The following is a 17,181-nucleotide window of genomic DNA, read 5'->3' as shown; positions in this document are numbered from 1 at the left end:
GAGATCAGGCGTTCCGTGATCGCTGGGGCGGGAGGGACGGAATTCACCTCATGCGACCGGCGAGCACCGCCCCGCTCCCCCCGACCACCGCCATGAGGAGGCAGATGACCACGAACCCGGTGGCGATCTGCGACGACGCGTGCCCGACCAGGTTGACCAGCGCGCCCCCGGCCCCGATGGCGAGCGCCGAGCCCAGCATGTCCGTGACGTTGAGTGCCGCCGAGTTCGCGCCCTGCTCGTTCTCCGGCGACTGCTTGAGCGTGGTGACGCTGACCGTGGCCATGCCGACCCCCATGCCGAGCCCGGCGACGATCCAGGCCGGCACCGCGACCCAGCCCGTCACCCCGGGCAGGACGGCGAGCAGCGCCAGCAGCACGCCGACGGTGACGCAGGACGTCGCGAACCTGATCCGCAGGTGCGGCTCCCCGGCCTGGCGGCTCTGCAGGTAGGACCCCGCCGACCAGCCGAGCGCCCCCGTGGTGAGCGCGATCCCCGCCTCCCTGACGCCGAACCCCTTCACTTCCTGGAGCGCCAGCGGGATGAAGGAGTTGACCCCGAAGAAGGCGGCCGACAGGAAGCCGCGCATGAGCACGGTCGTGGGCAGCCCGCGGGCGAAACGCAGGGCGCCCGGGGGCAGCAGCCGGTAGAGGCCGTACAGCAGGAAGGCGAGCCCCACGACGGTCTCGGCGGCGCCGGCGACGGGCGCCTGGTGCAGCCGGTCGACGCCGTGCAGCAGCACGCCGGCCCCGCCGGCGGCGGCGGCAGCGGCCAGCGTCATGGCGAGCGGGCGCGAGCGCGGCCCGTCGGGCAGCTGCTCGGCGGCGGCCGAGCGCTTCAGCGACGGGAGCAGCATGAGCAGCGCGGGCACGACCAGCGGGATGATGCCGTAGAAGACGTACCGCCAGCCCCACTGCCCGGCCACGGAGCCGGCGATGGCGGGGCCGACCATGGACGGCACGACCCAGGCGGCCGAGACCGCCGCGAACGCCTTCGGCCGCATGTCGACCGGGTAGACCCGCGCGATCATCACCAGCAGCGCCACGAACGAGGCCCCGGCCCCGAGCCCCTGCACGGCCCGCGCCGACAGGAACAACCCCGACGTGTTCGCCGCGCCCGCCAGCGCCATGCCGGTCACGAACAGCGCCAGCCCCGCCACGAACGGCACCGCGAACCCCCGCCGGTCCGCGAAGAGCCCGGCCACCACGTTCGCGAACAGGCTGGAGACCAGGAAGGCGGAGAAGCTCAGCCCGTAGAGGTCGAGGGCGTCCAGGTCGCGGGCGACGTCGGGCATGACGACCCCGACCGACATGCCCTCGAAGGCCACGAGGGTGACCACGAGCAGGATGCCGAACGTGGCGATGCGGTAGTCGGCCCCGAAGAGCCGAGGGGGTTGGTGGGGGGCGTCGAGTGCTTTTGGTGCTGTCACCTGCACATCGTAATTTGTCGCACCGTTGACGTTTCCGGGGTGTGCCGGTGAGCATGCCGACGAGACGGTGGTCGCGCGCCGGGGTCGGGGCCGTGGCCCCGCGGCACGCGATTACCGCTCAGCCGCACTCACTGCTTGTCGCCGCCCTGGTCGCCGCCACCGCCCACCGGCAGGCCCTCGTAGATCTCCTTGCACTCCGGGCACACCGGGTATTTCTTGGGGTCGCGGCTGGGCACCCAGATTTTGCCGCACAGGGCGCGGATGGGCGTGCCGGTGACCATGCTCTCGGTGATCTTGTGCTTGTCCGCGTAGTGGGCGAACCGCTCGTGATCGCCGTCGCCGTGCGACGTCTGTGGCGTGGTTTCCTGCTTCGGAAGGATCTTCGTGCTCACCCCATCGAGTTTATGCCCGCCCGCGGCCCGCGCCTCCCCCGCACAGCGGAACGGCCCCCGCCGCCTGGCGGGGGCCGTTCAGGAACACGGGCTCAGCCCATGTGCACGGGCGCGCCCTCGCTCTTGCGGCCGGCCTTCACGAACAGCGTGAGGGCCGCGGTCAGCACCGCGACGCAGGTGCTCACCATGAAGGCGAGGTGCATGCCGTCCATGAACGAGTTGTGGACGGCGCTGGTGACCACCTCGGGCAGCCCAGGCGGCGCGACGCCGAACGCGGCGGCCGCCTCCAGCCCCGCCATCTGCTCCGGCGCCATCATCTTGGCCGCCGGGCCGAGGTAGCCGGGCAGCCTGTCGGAGATCTCACCGGCCATCACGGCGCCGAGGATCGCGGTGCCGAGCGCGCCGCCGACCTGCATGGCCGACTGCTGCAGGCCGCCCGCGACGCCGCTCAGGTCGAGCGGGGCGTTGCCCACGATGATCTCGGTGGCGCCCACGAACACCGGCGACAGGCCGAAGGCCAGCAGCACGAACGGGATCGCGGTGTCCACGAACGAGGCGTCGATGCCGAGCCTGGACATGAGGAACATGGCGCTCGCGGTGATGAGCAGGCCGCCGGCCATCGTGACCTTCGGCCCCAGCTTCCCGATCGCCAGGCCGGCGAGCGGCGAGGCGACGATCATGCCGGCGCTCATCGGCAGCATGCGCATACCGGCCTCCAGCGGCGTCAGCCCGTGCACGCCCTGGAAGAAGAAGCCCAGGAAGAACATGGCGCCGAACATGGCGAAGGCCACCATCATCATCAGGAACGTACCGATGGAGATGGACGGGTTCGCGAACAGCGACAGCGGCACCAGCGGCTGGCCGCCGCGCTGCTTGAGCAGGTGCTGCCAGAGGACGAACAACCCGATCAGCACCGCGAAGCCGGCGAGGAAGCCCAGCGTGGTGCTGTCGCCCCAACCCCACTCGGGGGCCTTGATGATGGTCCACACCAGCGCGAACATCGCGCCGGACAGCAGCAGCACGCCCAGCCAGTCGATGCGCGCGAACGTCTTGGCCCGGCTGTCCTTGATCAGCATGACGCCGAGGATCAGCGCGACGACGCCGACGGGCGCGTTGATGAAGAAGACCGACTCCCAGCTCACCTTCTCGACCAGCACGCCGCCGACGATCGGGCCGGCGGCGCTGGACAGGCCGATGATCGCGCCCCACGCGCCCATGGCCTGGTTGAGCTTCTCCCCCGGGAACGCGCTCCGCAGCAGCGCCAGCGCGGCGGGCTGGAGCAGCGCGCCGAACAGGCCCTGCAGCACCCGCAGGCCGATCAGCGCGCCGACCGGCGAGATGCCGGGAATGATGTCGGCCAGCTCGGCGCTGAGTCCGATGCCGACCGACGTGACGGCGAATCCGGCCACACCGATCAGGAAGACCCGCTTGTGCCCGAACAGGTCACCGAGCTTGCCCGCGGTGATCAGGAACACCGCCAGGGCCAGCAGATAGCCGCTGGTCACCCATTGCAGATCCGACAGCGACGCCTTCAGGTCGACCTGGATCACCGGGTTGGCGATGCCGACGACGGTGCCGTCCAGCATCACCATGATCACACCCAGGCTGACCGCCAGCAGCACGAGCCATGGATTCCCCCCGGCCCCCGCCTTCGCCACCTCGGGCGAGGACGGCGCGTCAACCGCCTTCGCGTTCGCCATGAAGCCCCCTAGTTTCACACACGCCCCTCAACAGGGCGGAAGTCTCTTAAGCCTCCGGTAATCTATGGCAGACGATGACGTCTGACAAACGACTTTTAAAAGGCAGCGGATGACTTCTGTCACACTGTGACAGGAAGGTTTCGAGGGAGTGACGGCAGTGGGTCTCCGCGAACGCAAGAAGGAGAAGACGCGCCTGGCGATCCTCGACGCGGCGCTCGAACTGTTCCTCGAACAAGGATACGAGTCGACCACCGTCGAGCAGATCGCGGGGGCCGTCGACGTCTCCCCCCGCACGTTCTTCCGTTACTTCACCAGCAAGGACCATCTGGTGCTGTGGTTCCACGACCAGAGCGAGGAGATCCTGCTGGAGACGATGGCGGCCCGGCCGCCGGACGAGCCGCCGTTCACCGCGCTCATGCACGCCCTGCGCGCCATGCTGGCCGACATCGAGGACGCGACGCCGCAGGAGCACGAACGTTTCCTCAAGCTGCGCCGCATCCTGGACGAGAACCCGCGCCTGATCGGCCAGTCGGTGGCGCGGGGCACCGAGACCGAGCGCCGCCTCGCCGAGGTGGTGGCCGCGCGGCGCGGCGTCAGGGCCGACGAGGACCAGCTCTCCCACCTGATCGTGGCCTTCGCCATGTCCACGATGCGGGTGGGTTTCGAGTGCCCGCGCAGCGACGGGAGCCTGCCCGAGATCACCGGCAGGATGGCGGAGAGCATCGAGCTGGCCGAGCGTTCCCTGCGGCCCGGCTGGGACGCCTGAGGGGTCAGTTCAACGAGGGGTCGTCCGGGCAGGTGGCGACGAAGGCCAGCTCGCCCGGCTGCCGCCGCAGCACGTGCCGCCACAGCGACCCGGGGTCGGCGTGGAAGGTGTCGCCCACCTCGGAGTCGACGACATACCAGGCGCCTTCGGCGATCTCGCTCTCCAGCTGGCCGGAGGACCAGCCGGCGTAACCGGCGAAGATCCGCATCTGGGCGATCTCGCCCTGGAGGATCTCGGGCGGGGCGTCGAGGTCGACCGTGCCGAGCCGGGACACCGCGGGCGTCCCCGCGTGCAGCCTGCGCCAGCCGAGCGGCTCCTGCCCGCTCGGCACCGCCGCCAGCGCCAGCGCGCTGTCGGTCTGCACCGGCCCGCCCTCGAAGAGCACCGAGGGCCCGGTGACCAGCGGGTCCCAGACCGGGAGCACCTGGGTCACCGAGATGTCGCTGGGCCGGTTGAGCACGACGCCGAGGGTGCCCCCGTCGCGGTCGTGTTCGAGGATCAGCACGACGCTACGCCGGAAGTTGGGGTCGTCGAGAAGCGGCGTCGCCACCAACAACCCGCCGACGTAGATCGCCTCCGCCATACCTCCATCATGAAGGGTGCAGGGGGGTGCGCGCTGCCCTAGAGGGCTCATGTTACTTTTCGTGTTCACAAAGACACTTGCGGTAGCAAAGATCACGACGTGTGGACCTTGGGGGAGCTCATGCGCATCGGTACCCGTCTGGCCCTGGCCGCCCTGGCGGTGGGCGCCGCGGCCTCCGGCCCGGCGTCCGCGTCTGCCTGGCCTGGGGCGTCCGATTCCGGGGATGCGTTCACCATGACCGTGGACGACGTCGGCTGCCGCTCTGGGCGGGCGAAGGTGACGCTGCGCAACCAGACCCGGCAGGCGGTCCGCTTCGACCTGAAGTCCGACGCGGTCAGCGTGGCCAGCGGCTCGATCCCGGCCCGCAAGAGCGTCGTGCGGCAGGTGCCGGTCGGCAAGGGCAGCCGCGCCGAGATCGAGGCTTACCAGGTCACCGAGCACCAGCCGGAGACCCTCATCGACTCCACCCGGGTGAAGAACGACTGCCCCTGGGGTCACCGCACCGGGCAGCTCCCCTTCACCGGCCCGCCCGCCGACCTCATGGCCAAGCTGGCGACCGCGGGCGGGCTGGTCGTGATGGGCGGGATCTTCTGGTGGTACGGCTCCGTCTGGCCCCGCCGCCCCGACCTGCCCAAGGGGTGCCCCACCTCGCCTACGGGATGAACGCGCCCGCCTTCGCGGCGGCCAGCGCGCGGCGTACGGACCGCTCGGCCGCCTCGGCGGTCACCGGCTCGCGGGTGACGACGAGCAGGTAGTAGAGCGGGGCCGAGACCGCCCGGATCACCTCTGTGGCGTCCGTGCCCGGCGGCAGCTCGCCGCGCCCGACCGCGAGCTCGACCACGCCCGCCCACTCCTCGATGCGCCGCAGGTAGAACGCGCGCAGCGCGGCGGCCGCCTGCTCGTCGCAGGTCGCGGCGGCGATCATCGCCTGGAACGTGGCCCCGAGCCGCCCGTCGTTGACCGCCTCGACCACGGCCATGGCGTTGGCGCGCAGGTCGCCCTCGATGGAGCCGGTGTCGGCGTGCGGCGAGGACTGCTCGGCCAGCTCGACCATGAGATCGGTGACCAGGCCGGCGGGGCTGCCCCAGCGCCGGTAGAGCGTGGTCTTGCCGACGCCGGCCCGGACCGCCACCTGGTCCATGGTCAGGCCGTGGAAGCCGTGCTCGACCAGCTCGTCCTGGGCGGCCTGGAGCACGGCCGCGCGGACCCGGGCGGTGCGGCCGCCCGGCCGCACGGTTCCCGCGACGCGGGCGGGTGAGTCCATCTGTCTCCTCGTCCCTCGGGGGCGCGCACGGCCGCCGGGACGGGGAGTCCCGGTGCGTGCGAAGGGTGGCGGCGCCTGCAGGTCCGCCGGGCGTCCGCTGCGAGATTGCTTACCGCTTGCGCAATTGTAGAGGCGCGCGGGGCGACCGTCGGCAGGGCGATCCGCGTTCGGCGATATCGAACAACCCTGCGCTACAGTGCCGAACGTGGGAGAGACCATCCAGTCCGTCGAGCGGGCGGCCGCGATCCTGCGGCTGCTGGCCTCCGGCCCCCGCCAGCTCGGGGTGGCCGAGCTGGCCCGAGGGCTCGGCCTGCCGAAGGGCACGCTGCACGGCATCCTGCGCACGCTGGTCGTGGTCGGCTTCGTCGAGCAGGATCCGGCCACGGGCAAGTACCGCCTCGGCGCGACGCTGCTCCACCTCGGCAGCAGCTACCTCGACGTCAACGAGCTGCGCGCCAGGGCCATCAACTGGGCGGACGCGCTGGCCGGGCGGAGCAGGGAGAGCGCCTGGATCGGCACGCTGCACGAGGGCCACGTCCTGGTGATCCACCACGTCTTCCGGCCCGACGACAGCATGCAGACGCTCCAGGTCGGCACCTACCTGCCGGTGCACGCCAGCGCGCTCGGCAAGGTGCTGCTCGCCCACGACCCGTACGGCGAGCCGGCCGCGCCGCTGCCCCCGTACACCGCGGCGACGATCACCGATCCCGAGCGACTGGAGGCGGAGCTGGAGCTGGTCCGCGCGCGTGGCTGGGCCGCCGAGATGGAGGAGTTGACCGAGGGCGAGGTGGCCGTCGCCGCGCCCATCAAGGACTCCCGTGGCATCGTGGTCGGCGCCATCGGCATCAGGGGCGCACTGGAGCGCCTGGCGCCGGAGGGCGGGCCGCGCATGGAATTTGTCTCGTACGTCAGGGACGCGGCCCGCGCGATCACCCGCGACCTGGCCCGTTGACCCCGACCAGTTGCCCAGCAGTTGCCTGACCAGTTGAACGCCTCCAGCGGAACCGAATACCATTCCTCTTGTCGTTCGACATTGTCGAACCCCGAGCTAGCGAGGAACCGCCAGTGCCTCGACCGACCTACATCGCCGCCATCGACCAGGGCACCACGTCCAGCCGGTGCATCGTCTTCGACCGGACCGGCAACATCATCTCCGTCGCCCAGCGCGAGCACCGCCAGATCTTCCCCAGGCCCGGCTGGGTCGAGCACGACGCGGAGGAGATCTGGCAGTCGGTCCAGCTCGTCCTCGCCGAGGCCGTCGGCGGCGTCGACGGCGACATCGCCGCGCTCGGCATCACCAACCAGCGCGAGACCACCGTGCTGTGGGAGCGCGACACCGGCCGGCCCGTCTGCCCGGCGATCGTCTGGCAGGACACCCGCACCGCGCCGCTGACGCACGCGCTGGCCGAGCACGAGGCGCTGTTCAAGGGGCGGGCCGGGCTGCCGCTCGCCACCTACTTCTCCGGGCCGAAGATCCGCTGGCTGCTGGACGAGCACCCGGGGCTGCGCGAGCGGGCCGAGCGCGGCGAGGTGCTGTTCGGCACCATGGACAGCTGGCTGCTGTGGAACCTGACCGGCCGCCACGTCACCGACGTCACCAACGCCAGCCGTACGATGCTCATGAACATCCACACCCTGGCCTGGGACGACGACCTGCTGGCCGCGCTCGGCGTGCCGCGCGCGATGCTGCCCGAGATCCGCCCGTCCGCCGAGGTCTACGGCCGCACCGCCGACGGCGTCCCGGTGGCCGCCGCGCTCGGCGACCAGCAGGCGGCGCTGTTCGGCCAGACCTGCTTCGACCCCGGCGAGACCAAGAGCACCTACGGCTCGGGCAGCTTCCTGCTCATGAACACCGGCGACCGGCCCGTCGTCTCCAAGCACGGACTGCTCACCACGGTCGGCTACCAGCTCGGCGACACGCCGGCCACGTACGCGCTGGAGGGCGCGATCGCGGTCACCGGCTCGCTGGTGCAGTGGCTGCGCGACAACCTCGGCCTGATCTCCAGCGCCGCCGAGATCGAGACGCTGGCGAAGACGGTCCCCGACAACGGCGGCTGCTACTTCGTGCCCGCGTTCTCCGGGCTGTTCGCGCCGCACTGGCGCTCGGACGCGCGCGGCGTGATCGCGGGGCTGACCGGGTTCGTCACCAAGGGGCACCTCGCGCGGGCCGTACTCGAGGCCACCGCGTGGCAGACCCGCGAGGTCGTCGACGCGATGAACGCCGACGCGGGGCTCGGGCTCACCACCCTGCGCGCCGACGGCGGCATGACAGCCGACAACCTGCTCATGCAGACCCTCGCCGACGTGCTCGCGGTGCCGGTGATCAGGCCCATGGTGGCCGAGACCACGGCGCTCGGCGCGGCGTACGCGGCCGGCCTCGCCACCGGCTACTGGCCGGACCTCGACAGTCTGCGCGCCAACTGGCACAAGGCGGCCGAGTGGCGGCCGGAGATCGACGAGGCGGCCCGCGAGCGCGAATACCGCAACTGGAGGAAGGCCGTGGCCCGCACCCTCGACTGGGTCGATGAGCAGGAGTTCCAGCAATGATGATCAGTACGGGGACCGACCGCGCGGAGACCAGGGAGGAGTTGTCCACCACCACCTACGACCTGCTGGTCATCGGCGGCGGCATCCTCGGCACGTCCGTGACCTGGATGGCCGCCCAGGCCGGGCTGCGGGTGGCCATGGTGGACGCGGGCGACTTCGCCGGCGCCACCTCCAGCGCCTCGTCCAAGCTGGTCCACGGCGGCCTGCGCTACCTGCAGACCGGCAACGTCCGGCTGGTCGCCGAGAACCACCGGGAGCGTCGCGCCCTCGCCGCCGACATCGCCCCGCACCTGGTCAAGCCGCTGACGTTCCTGGTGCCGATCTATAAGGGCGGCCCGCACGGGGCGGCCAAGCTGGGCGCGGGGGTGTTCCTGTACTCGGCGCTGTCGGTGTTCGGCGACGGCATGGGCCGGGTCATCACGCCGCACCAGGCCCTGGCCAGGGTGCCCGCATTGCGCGCCGAGGGGCTGCGCGCCGCCGCCGTCTACGGCGACCACCAGATGAACGACAGCCGCGTCGCGGTCATGACCGTACGCGCGGCCGTGGACGCCGGCGCGACCGTGCTCAACCACGCCGAGGTCGTCGGCCTGCGCAGGAGCGGCGGCACGGTGACCGGCGCCGAGCTGCGCGACCGGTTGGAGGGCGCCGAGTTCGGGGTGAGCGCCCGTCTCGTGCTCAACGCCACCGGCCCGTGGGTGGACCACCTGCGGCGCATGGAGGACCCGGGCGCGGCCCCCAGCATCCGCCTGTCCAAGGGCGCCCACCTGGTGCTGCGCCGGCACGAGCCGTGGAAGGCGGCGCTGACCACGCCGATCGACAAGTACCGGGTGTCGTTCGCCATCCCGTGGGAGGACCACCTGCTGCTCGGCACGACGGACGAGGCGTACGACGGCGATCCGGCCGACGTGCGGCCCACCGAGGCCGACCTCACGCAGATCCTCGACGAGGCCGGCCACGCGGTGCGCGACACGCAGCTCCGGCGCGAGGACATCACCTACGCCTTCGCCGGTCTGCGCGTGCTGCCCGGCGGCCCCGGCGAGGTGACGGCGGCCAAGCGGGAGACCGTGGTGACGCGCGGCGCGGGCGGCATGCTGTCGGTGGCGGGCGGCAAGTGGACGACCTACCGGCACATCGGCCGTACCGTCCTCGACACCCTCGCCCACCTGCCCGGCCGGCCGCTCGGCGACGACCTGGCCGACATCCTGCCCGCCGTGCCGTTGCCCGGCCTGGCCAGCCCCGACGCGGTGGCCCTGCGCCTGTGGACGGACCGCGAGCGCGGCGCCCGCATGGACCCGCTGGTGGCCCGGCACCTGGCGACGCACTACGGGTCGATCGCGTTCGACCTGGCCCGGCTCATCAGGGAGGACCCGGCGCTCGGCGAGCGCATCCACCCGGAGGGGCCGGACATCTGGGCGCAGGCCGTCTACGCGCGCGACCGCGAGTGGGCGGCGACCGTGGACGACGTCGTACGCCGCCGTACGACGCTGACCGTCCGCGGGCTCGACACGCCGGAGGTACGGGCCCGGATCGCCGGGCTGCTGGGCTGAGCCCGCCGCGCGGGCGGCGGGAGGTGGCTGGGGCCGCTGGCGGGGAAGGGGGTGGGCATGAGCACTCCCATCAACGAAGCCCTGCTCCGCCACTTCCGCGACCTGCGGGACGGCGTGCACGGCCAGGCCGTCTCCCGGGAGGACAAGGAGCGTGTCTTCGCCACGGCGGTCGAGCTGCTCGACCCCGTGGCGCGGCGGGTGCTGGCGGAGTTCGACGCCGACCTGCTGCTCGGGACGGGCGAGGTGGTGGCCAGCGGGGTCACCCGTTCCAAGGAGGGCGGGCTGAACGCGATGTGGTCGCTGACGTGGCCGGAGCAGCGGGCCGCCCAGGAGCAGCCCATCGCCGTCGTCGCCCACTACGGCGCCGGCTTCCACCACCCGCACCTGCGCGGGAACACGGTGGGCGACTGGCCGATGAACGTCTTCGACGCCGCCGACGCCGAGGCGCAGGCCGACACGCTGCGCGTCATCGCCGCCGGCGACGCCCACAACCTGGTCTTCCAGGAGTCCTACCGCCTCATGCCCGCCCTCACCCGCTCCGCGCCCACCGCCCGGCACTGAGGGCGCTGGGGGACGCCCGGGTCAGGCCCCGATGAACTGGTCAGGCCCCGGTGAACTGGTCAGGCCCCGGTGAACTGGTCAGGCCCCGGTGAACTGGTCAGGCCTCCGTGAGCTGATCAGGCCTCGGTGAAGCCGCGGGCGCGACCGCCCGCGGACTCGCGAACCGCCGCCGCCACCGCGCCCGCCACGTCCGGGTGGAACACGCTCGGGATGATGTAGTTGGGGCCCAGCTCCTCGGGCGTGACCACGGCCGCCAGCGCGTTGGCCGCCGCCAGCAGCATCTCCTGCGTCACCCCTGCCGCCTGCGCGTCGAGCAGCCCGCGGAACACGCCGGGGAAGGCCAGCACGTTGTTGATCTGGTTGGGGTAGTCGGAGCGGCCGGTGGCCACCACGGTCGCGTGCTCGCGGGCGTCGTCGGGCGACACCTCGGGCTCCGGGTTTGCCAGCGCGAACACCACGGCGCCCTTGGCCATGGTCGCGATGTCGTCGCCGGTCAGGATGCCCGGCGCGGACACGCCCACGAAGACGTCGGCGTTCTTGAGCGCGCCGCGCAGGTCTCCGGCGTAGCCCTCGGCGTTGGTGTGGTCGGCGATCCAGCGCAGCGACTCGTCGAGGTCGTCGCGGCCCTTGTGCACGGCTCCGAGGTAGTCGCAGACGACCACGTTGCGCGCCCCGGCGGCGAGCAGCAGTCGCAGCACGGCGTTGCCGGCCGCGCCCGCGCCCGCCATCGTGATCCTGACGTTCTCCAGGCTCTTCTCGACGACCCGCAGCGCGTTCTGGAGCGCCGCCAGCACGCAGATCGCGGTGCCGTGCTGGTCGTCGTGGAAGACCGGGATGTCGAGCAGCTCGCGCAGGCGCCGCTCCACCTCGAAGCAGCGCGGCGCGCCTATGTCCTCCAGGTTGATGCCGCCGAAGCCGGGCGCGATGACCTGGACGGTGCGCACGATCTCGTCGACGTCCTGGGTGTCGAGGCAGATCGGCCAGGCGTCGATGCCGGCGAAGCGTTTGAACAGCGCCGCCTTGCCCTCCATGACCGGCAGCGCCGCCTCGGGGCCGATGTTGCCGAGCCCCAGCACGGCCGAGCCGTCGGTGACGACGGCCACGGTGTTGCGCTTTATGGTCAGGCGGCGCGCGTCCTCCTTGTTGCGCGCGATCGCCATCGACACCCGCGCCACGCCCGGCGTGTAGGCCATCGACAGCTCGTCGCGGTTGCGCAGCGGCACCTTCGACTGCATCTCGATCTTGCCGCCGAGGTGCATGAGGAACGTGCGGTCGGACACCTTGTGGATGACGACGCTCTCGACGGCCTCGAGCTGGTCGACGATCGCCTGTGCGTGGTCGGTGTCGCGGGCGGCGCAGGTCACGTCGATGCGGAGCTTCTCGTGGCCCGCGTTGGTGACGTCGAGTGCGGTCACCACCCCCCCGGCCGACTCTACGGCGTGGGTGAGCTGGCTGACGGCCTTGCCGCCGGCCGGCACCTCGAGACGCACGGTGATGGAGTACGACACACTCGGGACGGTCGCCACGTCAATCGCTCCTTCGGGACTGACCAAGAAGTCCTCCCATGTTAGGGGGCGTTCGGTCAGTCGAGTGCCGCGGAGGCCAGGACGATCAGCTCGACGCAGGCCGCGACGGGGATCCTGGTGCTGTCGACGACCAGGTGGTAGTGGCCCGGGTCGGCCGGATCCGCCCGGTAGAAGTGCCGCCAGTAGGCCGCGCGGGCGCGGTCGTTGTCGTCCAGGACGCGCCGGGCCTCGCCCTCGTCCGTCCCGGCGAGCGCGGCCGCCTGGCGGACCCTGCGCGGGAGCGGGGCGTCGAGCCGGACGTGCAGGGCGCCCGGCTCGTCGGCGAGGACCAGAGCGCCGGCCCTGCCGAGGAAGACGCCGCCCCGCTCGCGGGCGGTCTCGCGCATCATGCGCTCGGCGCGGCGCACGAACTCCTCCGGGGCGTGCGGCAACGCGCCAGGAACGTACATGTCGACGCCGCCGAAGGCGACGGTGGGCAGCCGCATCGCGCCGTAAATCAGCCGGCCCAGCCCGTGCTCGGCGCGGTCGTCGTGGGCCAGCGCCTCCTCCAGCGTGCAGCCGAGCTCCCGGGCGACGGCGCTGGGGATGGCGCGGTCGACGAAGGGCACGTCAAGGCGCTCGGCCACGGCCGGGCCGATCTGACCGCCGGCCGTGCCGTATGTCGCCGAGATGGTGACGACCCGCATATCCCCAGGCTAGAACAGCGCGCTCGCCAAAGCTCTGCGCGCTTTCGCCAGAGAAGGGTCATCGCTCGGCAAGGTGTCGAACAGGCCGAGCAGGTGACGCCGCGCCCGGTCGCGATCGTCGCCCGAGGTGCGCTTGACCACGGCGATGACCCGGGCGAACGCCTCGTCGACCGCGCCCGACAACATCTCGAGGTCGGCGGCCAGCAGGTGGGCGTCGAGGTCGGCGGGGTCCTGCAGGCGGCGCTGGAGGTCGCCGGGGTCGACGCCCTCCGTGCGCTTGATCAGGGTGACGCCGGCCAGGCCCATCTTGGCGTCCTCGTGGCCCGGGGCGCGGGCCAGCAGCCGCTCGTAGGCCGCGGCCGCCGCGTCGAGGTCGCCGCGCTCGACGGCCTCCTCGGCCGCCGCGAGGTCGGGGTCGGCGGGCGGGCCCGCCGGAGCCTCCTCGCCGCCCTCGGCCGTGGACGGCCGGGCCGCGGGGTTGGCCTGGTAGAACTGCTCGACGGCGGCCATCAGCTCGTCGAGCCAGCGGCGCACCTCCTGCTCGGGCAGCACCTGCTGGAAGCCGGTGACGGCCTGACCCTGGAAGATCGCCAGCACGGTGGGCACGGCCTGCACGCGCAGCGCGGCCGCGATCTGCGGGCTGGCGTCGACGTTGACCCTGGCCAGCACGGCCCGCCCGCCGAGGTCGCCGACCACCTTCTCCAGCACCGGCCCGAGCTGCGCGGAGGCCGGCGCGCGGGGGGACCAGAGATCGAGGACGACCGGCACCTGCATGGAGCGGTCGACGACATCGGTCGTGAACGTCTCCTCGGTCACCTCGACGACCGAGGCCGACGCGGCCTGAGGACCTGCGGCCTCACGCCGGGCCTGCGCCTCCAGTGCCTGCTTACGAGCGCCCAGATCGATCGCCCCGTAGAGCGACCCGGGCCTAGAGAAGTCCGCCATGCCCTTCATCTTGCCGCATGGACGAGCCGTCGAAGTCACCCGCCGCGACCCGCAACGTGCGCAACTGGTCGAACAGGCCGTGGAGTTCGTCCTCGGCGTACATCGCCAGGCCGAACTCGGCGTCCATGAGGTCGCGGGTGGCGCGGCGGACGACGTCGCGGCCGGCGTCGGTGATCTCGGCGAGCACGCCGCGGCCGTCGCGCGGATTGGGCAGCCGGCGGACGTAACCGGACTTCTCCAGCCTGTCCACCGTGTTCGTGACGCTGGTGGGGTGGACCATCAGCCGCTCGCCGATCTTCGACAGCGGCAGCGCGCCGGTCTTGCTGAACGTCAGCAGGACGAGCCCTTCGTACCGCGCGAAGGTCAGCCCGTAGGGCTTCAGCAGCCCGTCGAGCTGCGACAGCAGGATCTGGTGCGCTCTCATGATCGAGGTCACGGCCGCCATGGCGGCGGAGGGCCCGAAGTGGGCGCGCCAGCTCTCCGCGGCGCGGTCGATGGGGTCGAACGGCAGGTTGAGCGGCTTCTGCTGTGACACGCAGCTACGTTAGCGCGCCTCTCGTCCCGGTTCGTCGGGCGATCTGGAGCGACAGGCGATCCTCCTTGACCAAGAATCCGGACATCAATCATCACGCTCAGTTATGGTTCTCGTACGTATGGTGACGCGGAAGCCAAGTCCATCAGCCTGTGGGGACCGGCCGGACTTCCCGCTTCCGTCTTGCCGAGGGGCACGGGGGGTGCTTGATGGACGTCAACGGGGCAAAGGGTGCGTGAGCACGCGGGCGTTTCACGGGAGGAGCTGAAGCAGAGCGCGGCCGTCACGGTTGCCGTGCTGCTCGCTGTCGGCTTGATCGCGGCGTGGAACGTCCTGATACCGGGCGTGGACGCCTGGGAGAACATCGTGGCCGCGGTCATCGGCTCGCTCCGGCTCACCGGGCCGGTGGCGGCGGCCTTCGCCGCCTGGGTGGCGCTGCGCAAGCGCCGCGCGCTGCGCGGCCGGTCGCTCACCACCTGGCGGGCGTTGAAGGCGCCGCTGGCGATCGTGCTGGTGGTGCTGGGGTCGTTTGCGGCGACGGTGCTGGTGCTGGCCGTCAAGACGGTCCTCACGGACCAGGCGGGCCGGCTGAGCCTGCCGGGGCTGGGCATGGGCATGGCGGGGCTGGCGCTCTACTCGGTCATCGGCTGGGTGGCCGGGTGGGTGCTGCCGAAGGCGTTCACGCCGCCGCTGGCCGGGCTGGCCTGCTACGCGGCGTTCTCGTGGCTGGCCGACGACCGGGGCTGGGCGGACAAACTGGCGCCCGGCACCGGCGAGCCCTACGACCTGTTCCAGGAGCTCAGCGGGGCCGCGTTCTTCGACCAGACGATCTGGCTGCTCGGGCTCACCGCGGCGCTGCTGCTGGGCTGGGCGGCGACGGTGACGCGGCAGGCGCTGGTGCTGGCGTGCGCGCTGCTGTCGGTGCTGGCGGCGGGCATGGGCGTGTCGCGGGTGCTGGCCCAGACCCGGCCGGCCGCCGCCGAGGACATCGCCTACGCCTGCCAGGACTGGCCGATCACAGTGTGCGTGCACCCCGGGATGCGGGCCGGGCTGACCGAGCTGGGGGCGGTGTTCACCCAGATCGCCATGCGGCTCGATGGCACGCCGGCGGCGTTCAAGCGGGTGGAGCAGCGTCCGCTGGAGGAGAAGCTGCGGCCCTCGCTCGGCCTCGCGCCCATCCACCTTCCCGACCTTTCCGCCGGGTTCGCGGAGAAGGCGGCGTACGAGTACATCGAGGCGCTGTCCGACCCCTGCCCCGGCGTGGTCGCGGAGGGCTACCGCGAGATCGTCATGGTCTGGCTGCGCGGCGAGCCGCCGGCGGGCGGGCCGCTCGCCGAGCACCAGTACGCCACCTCGTGGTTCTCCTGGCTGAGCGAGCACCAGCGGCGCGAGTGGCTGCGCATGTTCTACAGCGACTTCCGCAACTGCCGGCTGTCGAGCACGCACTTCGGCGGCAGCCCCGCCCGGCCGCAGCTCGTGCCGCAGGCGGTGCAGCCGTCGCCCGACTCGACCCACGTCTACCCGGTCTACCCCGACCCGGCCGCCACGCCGGCCGCCCCGCCCACGTCGTACGGCAGCACGCCGGGCACGTCCGGCACCGCGCCCTCCCTGGGCTACGCGCCCGAGCCCGCGCCCGGATGGGTGGCGGCGGGCCCGCCCACCTGGTCCACAGCGGGCGCCGCCACCGAGCCCGGCCCGGGGTACGGCGGGCACACCGGCCGGGGGCCGTTCGGCTGGGCCTCCCACGACCACTGGCACGGTCGGGGCTGGGGCCCGAGAGACGGCACGACGACCGCTGGTGCGAGAGGCGGCACGGCTGCCGGGCAGCCCACCGCTGGTCCGGGAGGCGGCACGGCGACCGGACAGCCCGCCACCGGTCCAAGGGGCGGCACAGGGGCCGGGCAGCCCACTGCCGGCGACGCCCCGGCCCCGCGCCCCACTGCCCCCGGCCACACCACGCCCTCCGCCCCGTCCGGCCACGGCCCGCTCGGCCACGGCTCATCCGGGAACGCCCCCTGGGCGCATGGAGCCCCGCGCTCTGGAGCACCACGCGCTGGAGACCCACGCACCGGAACACCGGGATCGGGAACACCACGCGCTGGGGATTCGCGCACCGGAACACCGGGATCGGGAACACCACGCGCTGGGGATTCGCGCAGTGGAACACCGCGCATCGGAGACTCGCGCACGGGAGCGGGGCGCGCTTGGGCCCACGGCAGGACCGACGCTCTCGGGTCCCGCGACGAAGGATCGCGCGGCCACTGGCCCACCGTTGACGCGACGCCCGGCGACCGGGCTTACGCCGCCGAGCCCCAGAGCGTCCGGAGTCAGGGCGCCCAGAGTCAGAGCGTCCGGGGTCAGGGCGCCCAGGCTCAGGGCCTCCAGAGTCAGGGCCTCCAGAGTCAGGGGCTCAGGACGCCCGGTGGCAGGGCGTAGGACGACCGGACAGCCGGGAGACGACGCCGAGGGGCGGTGCGCGCGCGTCGGCGTGACGCGACGACCGGCCATCCCGCCGCCCGCAGAGCGGCATCTCATCGGCCGGCGGCATCCGGACCTAAGGCCGCGCACGGGAGCCGGGCGCGCGCCGGGAGGCGTCCAGCCTGCCCCCACCCGCGCATAACGGCCGCACGCCCCAGGACGCGTCCGGCGCGTCCCGCCTCCCCTCCCCCTTACGCCGTCGCCCAGCAGCCGGCCGGGGTGAGTGTG

16 protein-coding genes are annotated in these 17,181 nt (G+C 72.4%); 7 read left to right on the top strand and 9 right to left on the bottom strand.

Annotated elements, in window-relative coordinates:
• Positions 1-43: 43 nt before the first annotated feature.
• From BMW85_RS36615 to BMW85_RS36605, 3 genes are all read right to left on the bottom strand, one after another.
• Positions 44-1,426: an MFS transporter gene (locus BMW85_RS36615; protein ID WP_245775269.1), complete on the bottom strand. Its 1,383-nt coding sequence runs from the start codon at positions 1,424-1,426 to the stop codon at positions 44-46.
• Between the two features lie 128 nt (positions 1,427-1,554).
• Positions 1,555-1,818: a DUF3039 domain-containing protein gene (locus tag BMW85_RS36610; RefSeq protein WP_091090924.1), complete on the bottom strand. Its 264-nt coding sequence runs from the start codon at positions 1,816-1,818 to the stop codon at positions 1,555-1,557.
• A gap of 92 nt (positions 1,819-1,910) precedes the next feature.
• Complete coding sequence (locus BMW85_RS36605; RefSeq protein WP_091090921.1) at positions 1,911-3,518, bottom strand: MFS transporter; 1,608 nt, start codon at positions 3,516-3,518, stop codon at positions 1,911-1,913.
• A 148-nt stretch (positions 3,519-3,666) separates the two neighbouring features.
• Here BMW85_RS36605 and BMW85_RS36600 point away from each other — a divergent pair, with 148 nt between their 5' ends.
• Positions 3,667-4,284, top strand: coding sequence for a TetR/AcrR family transcriptional regulator (locus tag BMW85_RS36600; protein ID WP_091090919.1), 618 nt, complete (start codon positions 3,667-3,669; stop codon positions 4,282-4,284).
• Positions 4,285-4,288: 4 nt separating this feature from the next.
• On the opposite strand, the gene BMW85_RS36595 is transcribed toward BMW85_RS36600, so the two are convergent.
• On the bottom strand, positions 4,289-4,867 hold the full coding sequence (locus tag BMW85_RS36595; protein ID WP_091090916.1) for a YqgE/AlgH family protein: 579 nt from the start codon (positions 4,865-4,867) through the stop codon (positions 4,289-4,291).
• Positions 4,868-4,987: 120 nt separating this feature from the next.
• Between BMW85_RS36595 and BMW85_RS36590 the strand changes: the two genes are divergently transcribed.
• Positions 4,988-5,530, top strand: coding sequence for a hypothetical protein (locus tag BMW85_RS36590; RefSeq protein ID WP_091090913.1), 543 nt, complete (start codon positions 4,988-4,990; stop codon positions 5,528-5,530).
• On the opposite strand, the gene BMW85_RS36585 is transcribed toward BMW85_RS36590, so the two are convergent.
• Complete coding sequence (locus BMW85_RS36585; protein WP_091090910.1) at positions 5,520-6,131, bottom strand: TetR/AcrR family transcriptional regulator; 612 nt, start codon at positions 6,129-6,131, stop codon at positions 5,520-5,522. The genes BMW85_RS36590 and BMW85_RS36585 overlap by 11 nt on opposite strands.
• Before the next feature lie 205 nt (positions 6,132-6,336).
• On the opposite strand from BMW85_RS36585, the gene BMW85_RS36580 reads away from it, so the two are divergent.
• From BMW85_RS36580 to BMW85_RS36565, 4 genes are all read left to right on the top strand, one after another.
• A complete protein-coding gene (locus BMW85_RS36580; RefSeq protein WP_091091112.1) occupies positions 6,337-7,083 on the top strand; it encodes an IclR family transcriptional regulator in 747 nt (248 codons plus the stop codon).
• 113 nt (positions 7,084-7,196) lie between these two features.
• The gene (gene glpK, locus BMW85_RS36575; RefSeq protein ID WP_091090907.1) at positions 7,197-8,678 is read left to right on the top strand and encodes a glycerol kinase GlpK; all 1,482 of its coding nucleotides are present in this window, start codon (positions 7,197-7,199) and stop codon (positions 8,676-8,678) included.
• Complete coding sequence (locus BMW85_RS36570) at positions 8,675-10,225, top strand: glycerol-3-phosphate dehydrogenase/oxidase (protein WP_091090905.1); 1,551 nt, start codon at positions 8,675-8,677, stop codon at positions 10,223-10,225. The genes glpK and BMW85_RS36570 overlap by 4 nt, the downstream gene beginning before the upstream one ends.
• A 57-nt stretch (positions 10,226-10,282) precedes the next feature.
• Positions 10,283-10,786 carry a hypothetical protein gene (locus BMW85_RS36565; protein ID WP_091090902.1) on the top strand — a complete coding sequence of 168 codons (504 nt, stop codon included), beginning with the start codon at positions 10,283-10,285 and terminating at the stop codon, positions 10,784-10,786.
• Positions 10,787-10,902: 116 nt separating this feature from the next.
• On the opposite strand, the gene BMW85_RS36560 is transcribed toward BMW85_RS36565, so the two are convergent.
• From BMW85_RS36560 to BMW85_RS36545, 4 genes are read right to left on the bottom strand one after another with little or no spacing between them, the layout of a single operon-like run.
• Complete coding sequence (locus tag BMW85_RS36560; protein WP_091090899.1) at positions 10,903-12,312, bottom strand: NAD-dependent malic enzyme; 1,410 nt, start codon at positions 12,310-12,312, stop codon at positions 10,903-10,905.
• Between the two features lie 56 nt (positions 12,313-12,368).
• Positions 12,369-12,998 carry a cytidylate kinase-like family protein gene (locus BMW85_RS36555; protein ID WP_091090896.1) on the bottom strand — a complete coding sequence of 210 codons (630 nt, stop codon included), beginning with the start codon at positions 12,996-12,998 and terminating at the stop codon, positions 12,369-12,371.
• Positions 12,999-13,007: 9 nt separating this feature from the next.
• Positions 13,008-13,943 carry a tetratricopeptide repeat protein gene (locus BMW85_RS36550; RefSeq protein WP_091090895.1) on the bottom strand — a complete coding sequence of 312 codons (936 nt, stop codon included), beginning with the start codon at positions 13,941-13,943 and terminating at the stop codon, positions 13,008-13,010.
• Complete coding sequence (locus tag BMW85_RS36545; protein WP_020546658.1) at positions 13,927-14,478, bottom strand: MarR family winged helix-turn-helix transcriptional regulator; 552 nt, start codon at positions 14,476-14,478, stop codon at positions 13,927-13,929. Before BMW85_RS36545 ends, BMW85_RS36550 begins: the two co-directional genes overlap by 17 nt.
• A gap of 228 nt (positions 14,479-14,706) precedes the next feature.
• Here BMW85_RS36545 and BMW85_RS36540 point away from each other — a divergent pair, with 228 nt between their 5' ends.
• Positions 14,707-16,911: a hypothetical protein gene (locus BMW85_RS36540; RefSeq protein WP_091090892.1), complete on the top strand. Its 2,205-nt coding sequence runs from the start codon at positions 14,707-14,709 to the stop codon at positions 16,909-16,911.
• Positions 16,912-17,181: the final 270 nt, after the last annotated feature.

It is taken from the genome of Nonomuraea wenchangensis, from assembly GCF_900111685.1.
In the GTDB taxonomy this organism is placed as follows: Bacteria; Actinomycetota; Actinomycetes; order Streptosporangiales; family Streptosporangiaceae; genus Nonomuraea; species Nonomuraea wenchangensis.
This window is presented reverse-complemented; position numbering and strand designations above follow the sequence as displayed.